The following is a 12,951-nucleotide window of genomic DNA, read 5'->3' as shown; positions in this document are numbered from 1 at the left end:
CCTTCCGTCTTGTCCGTGGTCTGCGCGAGGGTGGCCCCATGACGGACGACCTGGTGCGCTTCGACACCGTGGCCCTCGACACCCCCGACCCGGCGGGCCTCGCGCGCTTCTACTGCGACCTCCTCGGGTGGCACGTCGAGCGGACCGACGACGACTGGGTGACCATCCGGGGCGACGACGGCACGGGACCGGGCGGGGGAGCGCGCCTGGCCTTCCAGCTCGCGCCCGACTTCGTGGCGCCCACGTGGCCCGAGCCCGACGTCCCGCAGCAGGCGCACCTCGACCTGGCGGTGGACGACCTCGCGAGCGCCGGGGCCTTCGCCGAGTCGGTCGGCGCGCGCCGGGTGCACGGGCCCGGGCCGGAGGAGGACTTCTGGGTCTACCTCGACCCGGCGGGGCACCCGTTCTGCCTCTGCCTGACCTGACGCGGCGACCGCCCGCGCCCGGTGCCTCGTCACGGTCCGGTCGATAGGCTCCGCGCATGACCAAGTGGGAGTACGTGACCGTGCCGCTGCTGGTGCACGCCACCAAGCAGATCCTGGACAACTGGGGCGCCGACGGCTGGGAGCTGGTGCAGGTCGTGCCGGGGCTCAACCCGGAGAACCTCGTGGCCTACCTCAAGCGCCCGCTGCCGGCGGCCTGAGCCGTGACCCAGGACAGCCGGCAGGAGCAGACGCCGTCGGCGCGGCTGGCGGCGCTCGGGCTGGAGCTGCCGCCCGTCGCCCCGCCGGTGGCGGCGTACGTCCCGGCGGTGCGCCTCGGCGACACCGTCTGGACCAGCGGGCAGCTGCCGTTCGTGGACGGCAGGCTGCCGGCCACGGGGCAGGTCGGCGACGGGCTGCGCTCGGCCGTGGACGCCGAGGCGGCCTACGGCTACGCCCGGACGGCCGGCCTGAACGCCCTCGCGGCCGTGGCCGACCAGGCGGGCGGCCTCGACCAGGTCGTCCGGGTCGTCAAGGTCGTCGTGTTCGTGGCGAGCGCGCCGGACTTCACCGGGCAGCCCGGCGTCGCCAACGGCGCCAGCGAGCTGTTCGGTGAGGTCTTCGGCAGCCACCACGCCCGCAGCGCGGTCGGGGTGTCGGTGCTGCCGCTCGACTCGCCCGTCGAGGTGGAGGTCGTCGCCGAGGTCCGCAGCAGCCCGACCGTCGTCCCGGTCTGACGGGCGGGCGGGGCCGGGTGCCGGGGCAGGGCGTGGCGACGCGGTCGACGGACGTGCTCGCGGGCTTCGCGCCGCCCGTCCCGCCGGCGGCGCAGCGCGCCGTGCTCGAGGGCGCCGGCGTCCGCCCGGTCGAGCCGCGACCCTCGGCCAGCGTCGTGCTCCTGCGGGACGCGCCGACCTCCGGCGTCGAGGTCTACCTGCTGCACCGGCACGCCCGGATGCCCTTCGCGCCCTCGGTCGCGGTCTTCCCGGGCGGCGGGGTCGACGCGGTGGACGGGTCGGGCGCCGACGCCGTGCGTGCCTGCGCCCGCCGCGAGACCGCCGAGGAGACGACGGTCGTCCTGCCGGGCGGTGCGCTCGTGCGCTGGGCGCGCTGGATCACCCCGGCCCGGGAGCCGCGCCGCTACGACACGACCTTCTACCTCGCCCGCCTGCCGCAGGGCCAGGAGGCCCACGACGTGTCGGGCGAGACGGAGCACGCGGCCTGGGTCCTCGCCGCGGACGCGCTCGCCGGACGGGAGGCCGGGCGGCTGGCCCTGATGCCGCCCACCTGGTCGATCCTGCTCGAGGTCGCCGCCGCCCCGGACGTCGCGACGTTGCTGGCGGCAGGCCGGGACCGCCGGGTCGAGACCGTGCTGCCGCGTGCGGAGCGCACGGGCGACGGCTGGCGGTTCGTCTACGAGGTCGTCGCGTGAGCGGCGTCGACCGCGTCCGGCGCCTCACCCCCGCGGTCGCCTCGGTCCTGGCCCCGAACCCGGGTCCCATGACGCTGTCGGGCACGAACACGTGGGTGCTCGGCCGGCCCGGCGCGCCGACCCTGGTCGTCGACCCCGGCCCCGACGACGAGGAGCACCTGCGGCGGGTGCTCGACGCGGCCGGCGCGTCGGTGGCGGTCGTGCTCGTCACCCACCGCCACCTCGACCACGTGGAGGGTGCGGCGCGCTTCGCGGCCCTGGCCGGGTGCGGCGTACGAGCGGTGGACCCGCGCTGGCGCGTCGGGGAGGGGCCGGGCGCGGGCGGCCTGGACGACGGGTCCGTGGTCGAGGTCGACGGGGTGCGCGTCGAGGTCGTCGCCACGCCGGGCCACACGAGCGACTCGGTCAGCCTCGTCGCCGCGCACGAGGCCGGGACGGACCTGCTCACCGGCGACACGGTCCTCGGCTTCGGCAGCACGGTGATCGCCCAGCCGGACGGTGACCTGGGCGCCTACCTCGCCTCGCTCGACCGGCTGGTCGCCGTCGTCGCCGAGCGCGGGGTGGCCCACCTCCTGCCCGGCCACGGCCCGGTGGTGGACGATCCGGTCGCCGTGCTCGAGGGCTACCGCGCCCACCGGCGCGAGCGGCTCGACCAGGTGCGCGCCGCCCTCGCGTGCGGCGCGGTGACCTCTGCGGAGGTCCTGGCCGCCGTGTACCCCGACGCGGTCGGCACGCCGCTGGAGCGGGCGGCGCTGCAGTCCGTCCAGGCCCAGCTCGACCACCTCGACGTTCATCGCGAGCACTGAGGTCGGGCACAGGAACCCCACAGACTCGTCGCGCACCGTAGGGGCATGACCTCGGACGAGCAGCGCGGCAGCGACACCCCCGGCCCCTCGAGCGGCTACGGCGGCTACGGGCAGGGACCGTCGGCCGACGACCGCGCGTACCCCCGCTTCTCGGCGCCGGGGCAGCCGTCGGACCAGGGCGCGACGGACCCCTCGGGCTACCCGCCGCCGAGCGGTGCGGCGTGGGGGTCCTCGGCGTACGCCGGCGCGCAGCAGGGTCAGGGCCAGGGCTACGGCGGCGCCGGGTACGGGGGCTACGGCACCGGCAGCTACGGGAGCGGTCAGTACGGCCAGGCGTACGGCGCCACCCCGGCGCAGCCGGCACCGACCGGGACCGCGGTCCTGGGCCGGCCCCGCAAGCGGCGCGGGGGCGTCCTCGCCGCCGCGGCCCTGTCCGCCGTGATCGGAGCCGGCGCGGGCATCGGCTCGTACGCCTACGTCGGCGGCACGGGCTCGGCCACCTCGCCGATCAGCGTCACGACGGTCCCCGCCGCGAACACGCCCGTCCTCGACGGCACCGTGAGCGCCGCCGCCGCCAAGATCGACCCCTCGGTCGTGACCATCACGGTGCAGGCGGGCAACAGCGGCGACATCGGCAGCGGCGTGGTGCTCGACACCGACGGCCACATCCTCACCAACGACCACGTGGTCTCCGCCGCCTCCGGCTCGAGCCGTTCGAGCGTCACGGTGACCCTGCCCGACGGCCGTACGGCGCCGGCCCGGGTGATCGGGACCTCCGCCAGCAACGACCTCGCGGTGATCAAGGTCGACGGGGTCGCCGACCTCAAGCCGGCGACGTTCGCCAAGTCGGGCTCCATCAAGGTCGGGCAGGCCGTCGTCGCGTTCGGCGCCCCGCTGGGGCTCTCCGAGTCGGTGACCAGCGGCATCGTCTCCAACACGGCCCGCCCGGTGCGCTCGGGCGACGACAACGACGCGGTCTACCTCGCCGTGCAGACCGACGCGGCGATCAACCCGGGCAACTCCGGCGGCCCGCTGGTCGACCTGAACGGGTCGGTGGTCGGGATCAACTCCTCGATCGCCAGCACCGGGAGCTCGCAGGGCGGCGGCCAGTCCGGCAACATCGGCATCGGCTTCGCCATCCCGTCCGACGTCGCCGTACGGGTGGCGAGCGAGCTCATCGCCGACGGCAAGTCGGTCAACGCCGCGCTCGGCGTCAGCGTCGGGGGTGCCGACAACGGCCTCTCCACCGCGACCGGGGTGCCCCTGCAGACCGTGAACGCCTCCGGCGCCGCCGCCGCGGCCGGCCTGCGGGTGGGCGACGTCGTCACCAAGGTCGACGACTTCCCGACCACGACGCCCGACGGCCTCATCGCGGCCACCCGCTACTACGCGCCGGGCACCAAGATCACCGTCACCTACACCCGCGACGGCGGCGCCCCGCAGACCGCCGACGTGACGCTCGGGCGCGCCTGAGGTCTGGCCCCCGCCGCAGGGGTCTCCTGACGCACCGGCCGCCGCTCCTCCCCCTCGAGAGCGGCGGCCGGTGGGCGTTCGCGGCCTGGCGGTCCCCGCGAGGGAGGCACGCGGGAACGCCCTCTGAGCTCGTCGATGCGGTGTCCTGAGCCTGTCGAAGGGGGCCTCGAAGAGGTCGGCACCGCTCGGCGTGGAGTCACGAACGCCAACCCCTTCGGGGCCCTTCGACAAGCTCAGGGAGCGTCGTTCCGCCCTTCGACGGGCTCAGGGAGCGTTTGTCCGGGGCCCTTCGACAGGTTCAGGGGGCGATCGTTCCGCCCTTCGACAGGCTCAGGGAGCGATCGTTCCGCCCCGTCGACAGGCTCAGGGAGCGTTCGTTCCGCCCTTCGACAGGCTCAGGGAGCGTTCGTTCCGCCCCTTCGACAGGCTCAGGGGGCCGTTCGGGCTTGTCCGGGAATCGATCAGGTGTTCTGATAGGTCCATGCGGTGGGCGGGGCAGTCGGTGGGCGGGTTGGTCGACGACGCGGACGCGCTCCCCGGGCTGGAGCAGATGCCTGGCCTCGTGCGCACGGTCCGCACGCCCGAGTTCGCGGGGGTGACGTTCCACGAGGTGATGGCGCGCTCGGCGCTCAACCACGTGCCCGCCAGCTCCGACAGCCCGTTCGACTGGACGATCAACCCGTACCGGGGCTGCACCCACGCGTGCGTCTACTGCTTCGCGCGCAAGACGCACTCCTACCTCGACCTCGACACCGGGCGCGACTTCGACTCCGAGATCGTCGTCAAGGTCAATGTCGCCGAGGTGCTGGCCCGCGAGCTCGGCCGGCCGTCGTGGGGCCACGAACCGGTCGCGCTCGGCACGAACACCGACCCCTACCAGCGCGCCGAGGGTCGCTACCGGTTGATGCCGGGGATCGTCGAGGCCCTGGCGGCCTCGGGCACCCCGTTCTCGATCCTCACCAAGGGCACGACCCTGCGGCGCGACCTGCCGCTGCTCGCCCGGGCGGGGGAGCGGGTGCCGGTCACCCTCGGCGTCTCCCTCGCGCTCGTCGACGAGGACGTCCACGCGACGCTGGAGCCCGGGACGCCGTCGCCGCGGGCGCGCCTCGACCTCGTCCGGGCGATCCGGGCGGCGGGGCTGTCCTGCCAGGTGCTGGTCGCCCCGGTGCTGCCGCACCTGACGGACACCGACGAGGACCTCGAGCGGGTGATCGGCGCGGTGGCCGACGCCGGGGCGACCTCGGCCTCGGTGATGGCGCTGCACCTGCGTCCGGGCGCCCGCGAGTGGTTCCTGCGCTGGCTCGGCCAGCACCACCCCGACCTCGTCGACGCGTACACCGAGCTCTACCGCGGCGGCTCGTACGTGCTGCGCTCGTACGCCTCCGACCTCGCGGAGCGCGTCCGCCCGGTGCTGCGGCGCCACGGCCTGGACCGCGCGACCGGCTGGCGCCGGCCGTCGCAGCGGACCGTGCGGGCCTAGCGGGCCCGGCGCTCCACGCGCTCGACGTCGAGCAGGGTGACCGAGCGCGGCTCGAGGCGGATCCAGCCGCGGGCGGCGAAGTCGGCGAGCGCCTTGTTCACCGTCTCGCGGGAGGCCCCGACCAGCTGGGCCAGCTCCTCCTGCGTGAGGTCGTGGTGGACGTGCACGCCGTCGTCCTTGCGGTCGCCGAAGCGGCGCGCCAGCTCCAGCAGCTGCTTGGCGACACGGCCGGGGACGTCGGAGAACACGAGGTCCGCGACCACGTCGTTCGCCCGGCGCAGCCGCGCGGCGAGCTGGCCGAGCAGGCTGCGCGCCACCTCGGGGTGGCCGGCGAGCCAGTCCATCAGCTCGTCGTGCTCGAGCACGCGGACCTCGGCGGCCGTCACCGCCGTCGCCGTGCTGGAGCGCGGGCCGGGGTCGAAGACCGACAGCTCGCCGAACATCTGCCCCGGACCGAGCACGGCCAGGAGGTTCTCCCGCCCGGCCGAACCGCTGCGTCCCAGCTTGATCTTGCCGGCGACGACGACGTAGAGCCGGTCCTCGGTCTCACCCTCGCGGAAGAGGATCTGGCCCTTGGCGAGCCGCATCGAGCCCATGGCCTTCTCGAGGGCCTCGGCGCTGGCCTCGTCGAGCTCCGCGAAGAGAGGAGCCTTGGTCAACACCTCGGGGTCCACCGGCGCCCTCCTGTATCCCTCGTCACAGTGAACAACAACCTACCGTCGTCGCGCAGCAGTGGGGAGGACGGGACCGCCCCGGTCGGGCGGCGTCCTCACGTTAGCCGTGGAAACCGCATCTGGCGTGAGAGGTCGCCGAAACGGCCCCGGACGTAGGGTGGCGCGGTGAGCCCGAGCGACAGCCGGACCGCGCTGGTGCGCCGAGCGCGAGCCATCGACAGGACCCTCGGCCACACCTATCCCGACGCGCACGTCGAGCTCGACTTCACCACGCCGCTCGAGCTGCTGGTCGCCACGATCCTGTCGGCGCAGAGCACGGACAAGCGCGTCAACACGATCACGCCGGTGCTGTTCGCGCGCTACCCCGACGCAGCGGCGTACGCGGGCGCCGACCGCGCCGAGCTCGAGGTGCTGATCACGCCGACCGGGTTCTTCCGCGCCAAGACGGACACGCTGCTCAAGCTCGGCGCGCAGCTCGTCGAGCGCTTCGACGGCGAGGTCCCCGCCACGCTGCGCGAGCTCGTGACGCTGCCCGGGGTGGGCCGCAAGACCGCGAACGTCGTGCTCGGCAACGCCTTCGGCGTCCCCGGTATCACGGTCGACACGCACTTCGGGCGCCTGGCGCGACGGTTCGGGTGGACGACCGACACCGATCCCGACAAGGTCGAGGCCGAGGTCGGCACGCTGTTCCCGAAGAAGGACTGGATCATGCTGTGCCACCACGTGATCTGGCACGGCCGCCGGCGCTGCCACGCCCGCAACCCGGCCTGCGGGGCCTGCCCGGTCGCGCAGCTCTGCCCCTCGTACGGCGAGGGCGAGACCGACCCCAAGAAGGCGGCGAAGCTCGTCCGCGAGCCTCGCGGATGACGGCGCCCCGGCGGCTGCTCGCCGTGGGGCTGCTCGTCGCGCTCGCCCTGACGGGGTGCACCGAGACGCCGAGCGTGGTGCGCGACCCGTCCGCCGCGGCGACGGTCGACGGCGGGACGGAGCAGGTCCCGACCGGCGACGCCGCGCCCAACGTCGACCTGGCGGCCGCGAAGAAGGCTGCCGGCATCCCCGACTGCCCGGACACCTCGGGCGCCCCGGTACGGGGCGGCCTGCCCGACGTCACGCTCGAGTGCCTCGGCGGTGGACGCCCGGTGCGCTTGTCCGACCTGAGGGGGCCGATGCTGGTCAACGTGTGGGGCTCGTGGTGCGGGCCGTGCCGTGCGGAGGCGCCGTTCCTCGCCGAGGCCGGCCGCTCGAGCACGGTCAAGGTGCTCGGCATCGACTACCCCGACGTGCCCGAGGCCGCGGTCGACTTCGCGGGCTCGGCCGGCTGGACCTACCCGCAGCTCTACGACGCCGACCTCGTCGTCCGCGGCCGGCTGCAGGTCCTGGGCCTGCCGCAGACCTTCTTCGTCCGCGCCGACGGAACCGTCGCCGGCCGCCACGCGGGCCCGTTCCTCTCCCGGCAGGAGCTCGACGACGCCAGCCGCCAGTACCTCGGGGTGACGCCGTGAGCGCCGTACGGCCCGCCGGCGCGAGCGAGCCGGACTGGGTCGGGCGGTTGCGCACCGCGCTGCACGACGACGACCGGCCCTGGGTCGACGCGCTGCGCCCGGCCCGCGGGGCCCGGCAGTCGGCCGTCCTCGCCCTCTTCGGCGACCCGCCCGGCGGTCGCTCCGGGCCCGAGGTGCTGCTCGTCGAGCGGGCGCACACGCTCCGCTCCCACCCCGGGCAGATCGCCTTCCCCGGTGGTGGGGTCGACGCGGGCGACGTCGACCTCGCCGACACCGCGCTGCGCGAGGCGTACGAGGAGTGCGGCGTCGTGCGCGACGGCGTCGAGGTGCTGGGCTGCCTGCCGCCCGCGCACGTCCGCGTCAGCGGCTTCGACGTGACGACCGTGGTCGGCTGGTGGCGCGACCCGCACGCCGTCGCCCCCGGCGACCCGGGGGAGGTCGCCGCCGTGCTGAGCGTCCCGGTCGCCGACCTCGTCGACCCGGCGAACCGGGCCACGGCGAGGCACCCGCTCGGCTACCGCGGCCCGGCCTTCACCGTGGCCGACCACCTGGTCTGGGGCCTCACGGCCCACCTGCTCGACGCGGTGCTCGACCTCGCGGGCTGGTCGCGCCCCTGGGACGCCGCCCGCGAGGTCGGCATCCCGGAGCGCTACCTTCGCGACCGCCGCGCGAGCACCCGCACGCGAGACGACGGAGGACCCGATGCCCACTGACCGCACCCCACGACCGCTCGACGAGGCCGACCGCGCCGAGCTGGCCGAGCGCTGGCACGCCGTCCTGCCGCACCAGCCGGAGCTGGGCGAGGCCCTCGTCGCGCGCTACCGCGAGCCGCACCGGCGCTACCACGACGTCCGGCACCTGCTGGCCGTGCTGCGGGACGTCGACGCGTTCGCCGGGGACCAGGACCTGTTCCTCGTCCGGCTGGGCGCCTGGTTCCACGACGCCGTGTACGACATCCCACCGCGCGAGCTGACCAACGAGGACGCGTCGGCCCGCCTGGCGCTGCGCGAGCTCAGCCGCGCCGGCCTGGAGCAGGAGGACCTCACCCAGGTCGCCCGCCTGGTGCGCCTCACCGCCGACCATCTGCCGGGGACGCGCGACCCCGAGGGCGACCTGCTGTGCGACGCCGACCTGGCCGTGCTCGGCGGCTCGCCCGAGGCGTACGCGGCGTACGTCCACGACGTGCGCGAGGAGTACGCGGCCGTGCCGGACGCGACGTTCCTGGCCGCGCGCCTCGACGTCCTCGCACCCCTGCTGGAGCGCGACCTGTTCCGGACCGGCAAGGGCAAGCAGCTCGCGGGCGCCGCGCGGGCGAACCTGCGCGGCGAGGTCCTCGAGATCGCCGAGCGGCTCGGGGTGGAGCCGCCCGAGGCTGCGCTCGACGCCTGAGTCGCTCCGAGAGGCCAGGAGCGGGCGCAGGCGGCCCGTGGCAGGGTGGACGCCGTGACGGCGCCGATCGACGAGACCCAGGACACGACCCTCCAGCCGGCGCCGGAGGCGTCGGGCGACCCGGCCGGACGGCCCGAGGGCTGGTGGCGCGACGCGGTGGTCTACCAGGTCTACCCCCGCAGCTTCGCCGACAGCAACGGCGACGGCACCGGCGACCTGCGCGGCATCATCGACCACCTCGACCACCTCTCCGAGCTCGGTGTCGACGTCGTCTGGCTGTCCCCGGTCTACGCCTCGCCGATGGACGACAACGGCTACGACATCTCCGACTACCAGGCCATCGACCCGCTCTTCGGCTCGCTCGACGACATGGACGAGCTGCTGGCGCAGGCCCACCGCCGCGGCATCAAGATCGTCATGGACCTCGTGGTCAACCACACGAGCGACGAGCACCCGTGGTTCGTCGAGTCGCGCCGGCCCGGCTCGGCCAAGCGCGACTGGTACTGGTGGCGCCCCGCCCGCGAGGGCCACGAGCCCGGCACCCCGGGGGCCGAGCCGACGAACTGGTCGAGCTTCTTCTCCCCGTCCGCCTGGGAGTACGACGAGACCAGCGGCGAGTACTACCTGCACCTGTTCACCCGCAAGCAGCCGGACCTGAACTGGGAGAACCCGGACGTCCGCCAGGCCGTCTACGCGATGATGCGCTGGTGGGTCGACCGCGGGGTCGACGGCTTCCGCATGGACGTCATCAACCTCATCTCCAAGCCCGTCGAGCTGCGCGACCTCGAGGTCCGGCCCGGGCACGCGTACGCCGACGCCGGCATGGAGGTCGCGCACGGTCCCCGGCTGCAGGAGTTCCTGCGCGAGATGAACGAGGCGGTCGGGCTCGACCGGCACCGCCTGCTGACCGTGGGGGAGATGCCGGGCTCGACCATCGAGGACGCCCGCGCCATCACCGACCCGGCGAACGGCATGCTGAACATGGTCTTCACCTTCGAGCACGTGAACATCGACGTCGGGCCGGGCGGCGGCAAGTTCGACGTCGCGCCGCTCGACCTGGTCGCGCTCAAGCGCAACCTCGAGTCGTGGCAGGTCGGCCTGGCCGAGGTCGGCTGGAACTCGCTCTACTGGGACAACCACGACCAGCCGCGCGCGGTGTCGCGGTTCGGCGACGACTCGCCGGAGTTCCGGGTGGCCTCGGCCAAGACGCTGGCCAGCGTGCTGCACGCCCACCGCGGGACGCCGTACGTCTACCAGGGCGACGAGCTGGGCATGACGAACACCCAGTTCGTCGACATCTCCTCGTTCGCCGACGTGGAGTCGCTGAACTACCACGCCCAGGCCACGTCCCTCGGCGTCGCGGCGGACGAGATCATGGCCGGCCTCGCCGTCCGCAGCCGCGACAACGCGCGCACCCCGATGCAGTGGGACGACACCCACCAGGCCGGCTTCACGCAGGGCGTGCCGTGGCTCTCGGTCAACCCGAACTACGTGGTCGTCAACGCGAAGGCCGAGCGACTCGACCCGGCCTCGGTGTTCCACCACCACCGGCGCCTGATCGCGCTGCGTCACGAGCTGCCCGTGCTCGCCGAGGGCCGCTTCGAGCTCCTCCTCGGCGACGACCCGCAGCTGTGGGTCGTGCGCCGCACGCTCGGCGACCAGACCCTGCTGCTCGTCGCGAACTGCTCGTCGCGCCCGGCGACGGTGCCGGAGGGGGCGCTGCCCGCCCTCGACGGCGCCCGGCTGCTGCTCGCGACGCACGGCGACCGGCGTACGCCCGAGCTCGAGGCGTGGGAGTCACGGATGTTCCTGCTCGCCTGAGCGGGCGACGGCCCACGGCTCGTACGGCGCGGTCACCGGGTCGTACGCGGCCCGCGTCGGTGCGACCCGGCGGGGGTCAGCCCCAGGCCGGGTAGACGGGGAAGTGCTGGCCGAGCAGCGACACGAGGAGCACGGCCACCAGGAGCCGGTTCGTGGTGCGGGGCAGCGGGCGGTCCTGCGTCGGCACCCGCAGCGGGGTCGTCGGCCGGCCGCGCAGCACCACGCTGCTGGCCAGCAGCGCCAGCAGGGCCAGGGAGAACCAGCGGCCGTAGTCGAAGCCGACGACCGACACCGCGCCGGCGGTGACGAGCACGAGGGCGGCGAAGACCGTCTCGGCGCGCCGTGGGCCTGCCCCGGCCGTGCGGTCCGCGAGGCGGCGCAGCAGGTGGACCGTCACCACGAAGCAGGCCAGGAAGACCAGGAACCAGAGCACCCGGGTCGCCAGCAGGTGGTCGCGGTTGAGGGCGAGCGCCTGCGGCAGGTCGTTGGTCAGCACCGAGACCGAGTTCTCGTGCGGCGCCGCGATGCCCACCGAGGCGAACCGCCCCGCGACGCGGTCGACCGACGCGGCGCTGGGCCGCAGGAGCAGGCTCGCGAGCGCGATGGCGGCGCCGGGCGCGACCTCGGCGACCAGCCGCACGACCCGGGCGGGGCCGGCCGGTTCCCGCAGCGCCCGCGCGAGCAGGATCGCGCCGACGAAGCCGACCGAGAGCTCGAGGCTGCCGACCGCGGCGGCCGCCAGGCCGGCGGCGAGCACCGAGGAGAGCCACCGCGCGCCGAGCACCCGCGACGGCAGCAGGGCGAGCAGGAGGAAGAGCAGGACGACGACGGAGTCGAGCCGGCTGCGGTTGTGCAGGACCATGGAGAAGGTGAGCGGCGACGTCACCAGGACCGTGAGAGCGAGCGCCTCCACGCCGCGGAAGGCGTCGAGCCGGGCGGCCAGCGCGACGAGGACCGCCGTGGCGACCAGCCCGAGCACGGTGACGACGGTGATGACCACGGTCAGGCCGGCGATCGAGGGATCACGGCCGGTCAGCAGGTGCAGGACCGTGCCCGGGAAGGCGCGGCGGAAGAAGCCGTCCTGCCAGGTCAGGTAGTACTGCGTCGCGCTGTAGACGTTGAGGTAGGTCCCGCGGACGACGTCGGCGACCAGGGCGGCGACGTTCGTCACGAGCGTGACGGCGAGCACGCCCACCAGCAGCGCGCGGGGCACGCGCCCCTGGGTGACGGGCGTGCTCGGCGGACGCGTGGTCGCGAGGCTGCTCACGAGGGGCTCCAGCGGGGGGTCTAGGGCCCGGCCACGGGTGCGGCCGTCGGAAGGTGGACGGCGGGACCACGTCGTGCCCACCCGTCCCGGGCCCGTGCGGCACGGGCCCGGCAGCATCATCCGTCACGCGGCGACCCGGCCGCCAGCCTCCGTCGGGGTGGAACCGGCTGGTCCGGACGGCGGCGCGCTAGCGGGAGATGGCCTTCGTGTCGTCCTTGCTGCCCTTGATGGCGGCCAGCGTCTGCTGGGCGGAGGCCTTGACCGCGTCGACGGTCTCCTTCGCCTGCTTGATCGTGCGCTGCGGCGCCTTGACCTTCTTGATCATCGAGTAGCCGACGGCGCCCAGGAGCGCGGCGAGCAGCAGCAGGGCCGCGCCGACGATGAGGAACGAGGCCCACTCGGGCAGGCCGAGGCGCACGAGGACGTACACGACGCAGAAGTACAGGATGAACACGGCGGAGACGCCGAAGAAGGCCGCGCCGGCCAGGAGGCCCGCGCCGATGCCACCCGCCTTGGCGGCCGGGACGAGCTCCGCCTTCGCCAGCTGGACCTCGTCGCGCACCAGCTCCTTGACGTCGTCACTGATGGCGCGGACGATCTCGCCCACTCCCTGTTCCGCCATGCTGCCTCCCCTTCGTCGCTCCGGAGCCTAGTGGTTGGGCCGGGCCCCGCACGGATCAGCCCG

At 74.5% G+C, this 12,951-nt stretch carries 15 protein-coding genes; 12 read left to right on the top strand and 3 right to left on the bottom strand.

The genetic code is table 11. From position 1 onward, the window contains the following. Window positions 1-38: 38 nt before the first annotated feature. The 7 genes from BMY04_RS01555 (at window position 39) to BMY04_RS01525 (ending at window position 5,613) form a co-directional block, all read left to right on the top strand. Window positions 39-425 carry a VOC family protein gene (locus BMY04_RS01555; RefSeq protein WP_091177364.1) on the top strand — a complete coding sequence of 129 codons (387 nt, stop codon included), beginning with the start codon at window positions 39-41 and terminating at the stop codon, window positions 423-425. A 56-nt stretch (window positions 426-481) separates the two neighbouring features. Further along, window positions 482-643, top strand: a complete 162-nt coding sequence (locus tag BMY04_RS01550; RefSeq protein WP_091177363.1) for a Sp36 family protein — start codon at window positions 482-484, stop codon at window positions 641-643. A 3-nt stretch (window positions 644-646) separates the two neighbouring features. After that, a complete protein-coding gene (locus BMY04_RS01545) occupies window positions 647-1,159 on the top strand; it encodes a RidA family protein (protein ID WP_091177362.1) in 513 nt (170 codons plus the stop codon). A gap of 32 nt (window positions 1,160-1,191) precedes the next feature. Continuing rightward, on the top strand, window positions 1,192-1,854 hold the full coding sequence (locus BMY04_RS01540; RefSeq protein ID WP_198409876.1) for an NUDIX hydrolase: 663 nt from the start codon (window positions 1,192-1,194) through the stop codon (window positions 1,852-1,854). Next, window positions 1,851-2,660 (top strand): MBL fold metallo-hydrolase, encoded by an 810-nt coding sequence (locus tag BMY04_RS01535; RefSeq protein WP_232506031.1) that lies wholly within the window; start codon window positions 1,851-1,853, stop codon window positions 2,658-2,660. Before BMY04_RS01540 ends, BMY04_RS01535 begins: the two co-directional genes overlap by 4 nt. Window positions 2,661-2,705: 45 nt before the next feature. Beyond that, entirely contained in the window at window positions 2,706-4,133 is a 1,428-nt protein-coding gene (locus BMY04_RS01530; protein WP_091177361.1) for a S1C family serine protease, read from the top strand. Window positions 4,134-4,614: 481 nt separating this feature from the next. Continuing rightward, window positions 4,615-5,613, top strand: a complete 999-nt coding sequence (locus BMY04_RS01525; protein ID WP_091177360.1) for an Rv2578c family radical SAM protein — start codon at window positions 4,615-4,617, stop codon at window positions 5,611-5,613. Here BMY04_RS01525 and BMY04_RS01520 read toward each other — a convergent pair. Next, window positions 5,610-6,287, bottom strand: coding sequence for a Crp/Fnr family transcriptional regulator (locus BMY04_RS01520; protein ID WP_091177359.1), 678 nt, complete (start codon window positions 6,285-6,287; stop codon window positions 5,610-5,612). The genes BMY04_RS01525 and BMY04_RS01520 overlap by 4 nt on opposite strands. A 165-nt stretch (window positions 6,288-6,452) precedes the next feature. Between BMY04_RS01520 and nth the strand changes: the two genes are divergently transcribed. From nth to BMY04_RS01495, 5 genes are read left to right on the top strand one after another with little or no spacing between them, the layout of a single operon-like run. Further along, window positions 6,453-7,154 (top strand): endonuclease III, encoded by a 702-nt coding sequence (gene nth / locus BMY04_RS01515; RefSeq protein WP_091177358.1) that lies wholly within the window; start codon window positions 6,453-6,455, stop codon window positions 7,152-7,154. Beyond that, entirely contained in the window at window positions 7,151-7,789 is a 639-nt protein-coding gene (locus tag BMY04_RS01510; protein ID WP_091177357.1) for a TlpA family protein disulfide reductase, read from the top strand. Before nth ends, BMY04_RS01510 begins: the two co-directional genes overlap by 4 nt. Continuing rightward, complete coding sequence (locus BMY04_RS01505) at window positions 7,786-8,502, top strand: NUDIX hydrolase (protein WP_091177356.1); 717 nt, start codon at window positions 7,786-7,788, stop codon at window positions 8,500-8,502. Before BMY04_RS01510 ends, BMY04_RS01505 begins: the two co-directional genes overlap by 4 nt. Then, complete coding sequence (locus tag BMY04_RS01500) at window positions 8,492-9,178, top strand: HD domain-containing protein (protein ID WP_091177355.1); 687 nt, start codon at window positions 8,492-8,494, stop codon at window positions 9,176-9,178. The genes BMY04_RS01505 and BMY04_RS01500 overlap by 11 nt, the downstream gene beginning before the upstream one ends. A gap of 54 nt (window positions 9,179-9,232) precedes the next feature. Next, window positions 9,233-10,999, top strand: coding sequence for an alpha-glucosidase (locus BMY04_RS01495; protein ID WP_232506030.1), 1,767 nt, complete (start codon window positions 9,233-9,235; stop codon window positions 10,997-10,999). Between the two features lie 76 nt (window positions 11,000-11,075). On the opposite strand, the gene BMY04_RS01490 is transcribed toward BMY04_RS01495, so the two are convergent. Both BMY04_RS01490 and BMY04_RS01485 read right to left on the bottom strand, forming a co-directional pair. After that, window positions 11,076-12,266, bottom strand: a complete 1,191-nt coding sequence (locus tag BMY04_RS01490) for a hypothetical protein (protein WP_091177354.1) — start codon at window positions 12,264-12,266, stop codon at window positions 11,076-11,078. Between the two features lie 187 nt (window positions 12,267-12,453). Then, entirely contained in the window at window positions 12,454-12,888 is a 435-nt protein-coding gene (locus BMY04_RS01485; RefSeq protein ID WP_091177353.1) for a phage holin family protein, read from the bottom strand. Window positions 12,889-12,951 lie beyond the last annotated feature (63 nt).

The organism is Microlunatus flavus, from assembly GCF_900110855.1.
In the GTDB taxonomy this organism is placed as follows: Bacteria; Actinomycetota; Actinomycetes; order Propionibacteriales; family Propionibacteriaceae; genus Microlunatus; species Microlunatus flavus.
This window is presented reverse-complemented; position numbering and strand designations above follow the sequence as displayed.

What these genes read in the sequence shown, in the direction of transcription:
- BMY04_RS01530 (WP_091177361.1), top strand. Translation starts at nt 2,706, where the DNA reads ATGACCTCGGACGAGCAGCGCGGCAGCGACACCCCCGGCCCCTCGAGC.
- BMY04_RS01525 (WP_091177360.1), top strand. Translation starts at nt 4,615, where the DNA reads ATGCGGTGGGCGGGGCAGTCGGTGGGCGGGTTGGTCGACGACGCGGAC.
- BMY04_RS01555 (WP_091177364.1), top strand. Translation starts at nt 39, where the DNA reads ATGACGGACGACCTGGTGCGCTTCGACACCGTGGCCCTCGACACCCCC.
- BMY04_RS01485 (WP_091177353.1), bottom strand. Translation starts at nt 12,888, where the DNA reads ATGGCGGAACAGGGAGTGGGCGAGATCGTCCGCGCCATCAGTGACGAC.
- BMY04_RS01510 (WP_091177357.1), top strand. Translation starts at nt 7,151, where the DNA reads ATGACGGCGCCCCGGCGGCTGCTCGCCGTGGGGCTGCTCGTCGCGCTC.
- BMY04_RS01550 (WP_091177363.1), top strand. Translation starts at nt 482, where the DNA reads ATGACCAAGTGGGAGTACGTGACCGTGCCGCTGCTGGTGCACGCCACC.
- BMY04_RS01500 (WP_091177355.1), top strand. Translation starts at nt 8,492, where the DNA reads ATGCCCACTGACCGCACCCCACGACCGCTCGACGAGGCCGACCGCGCC.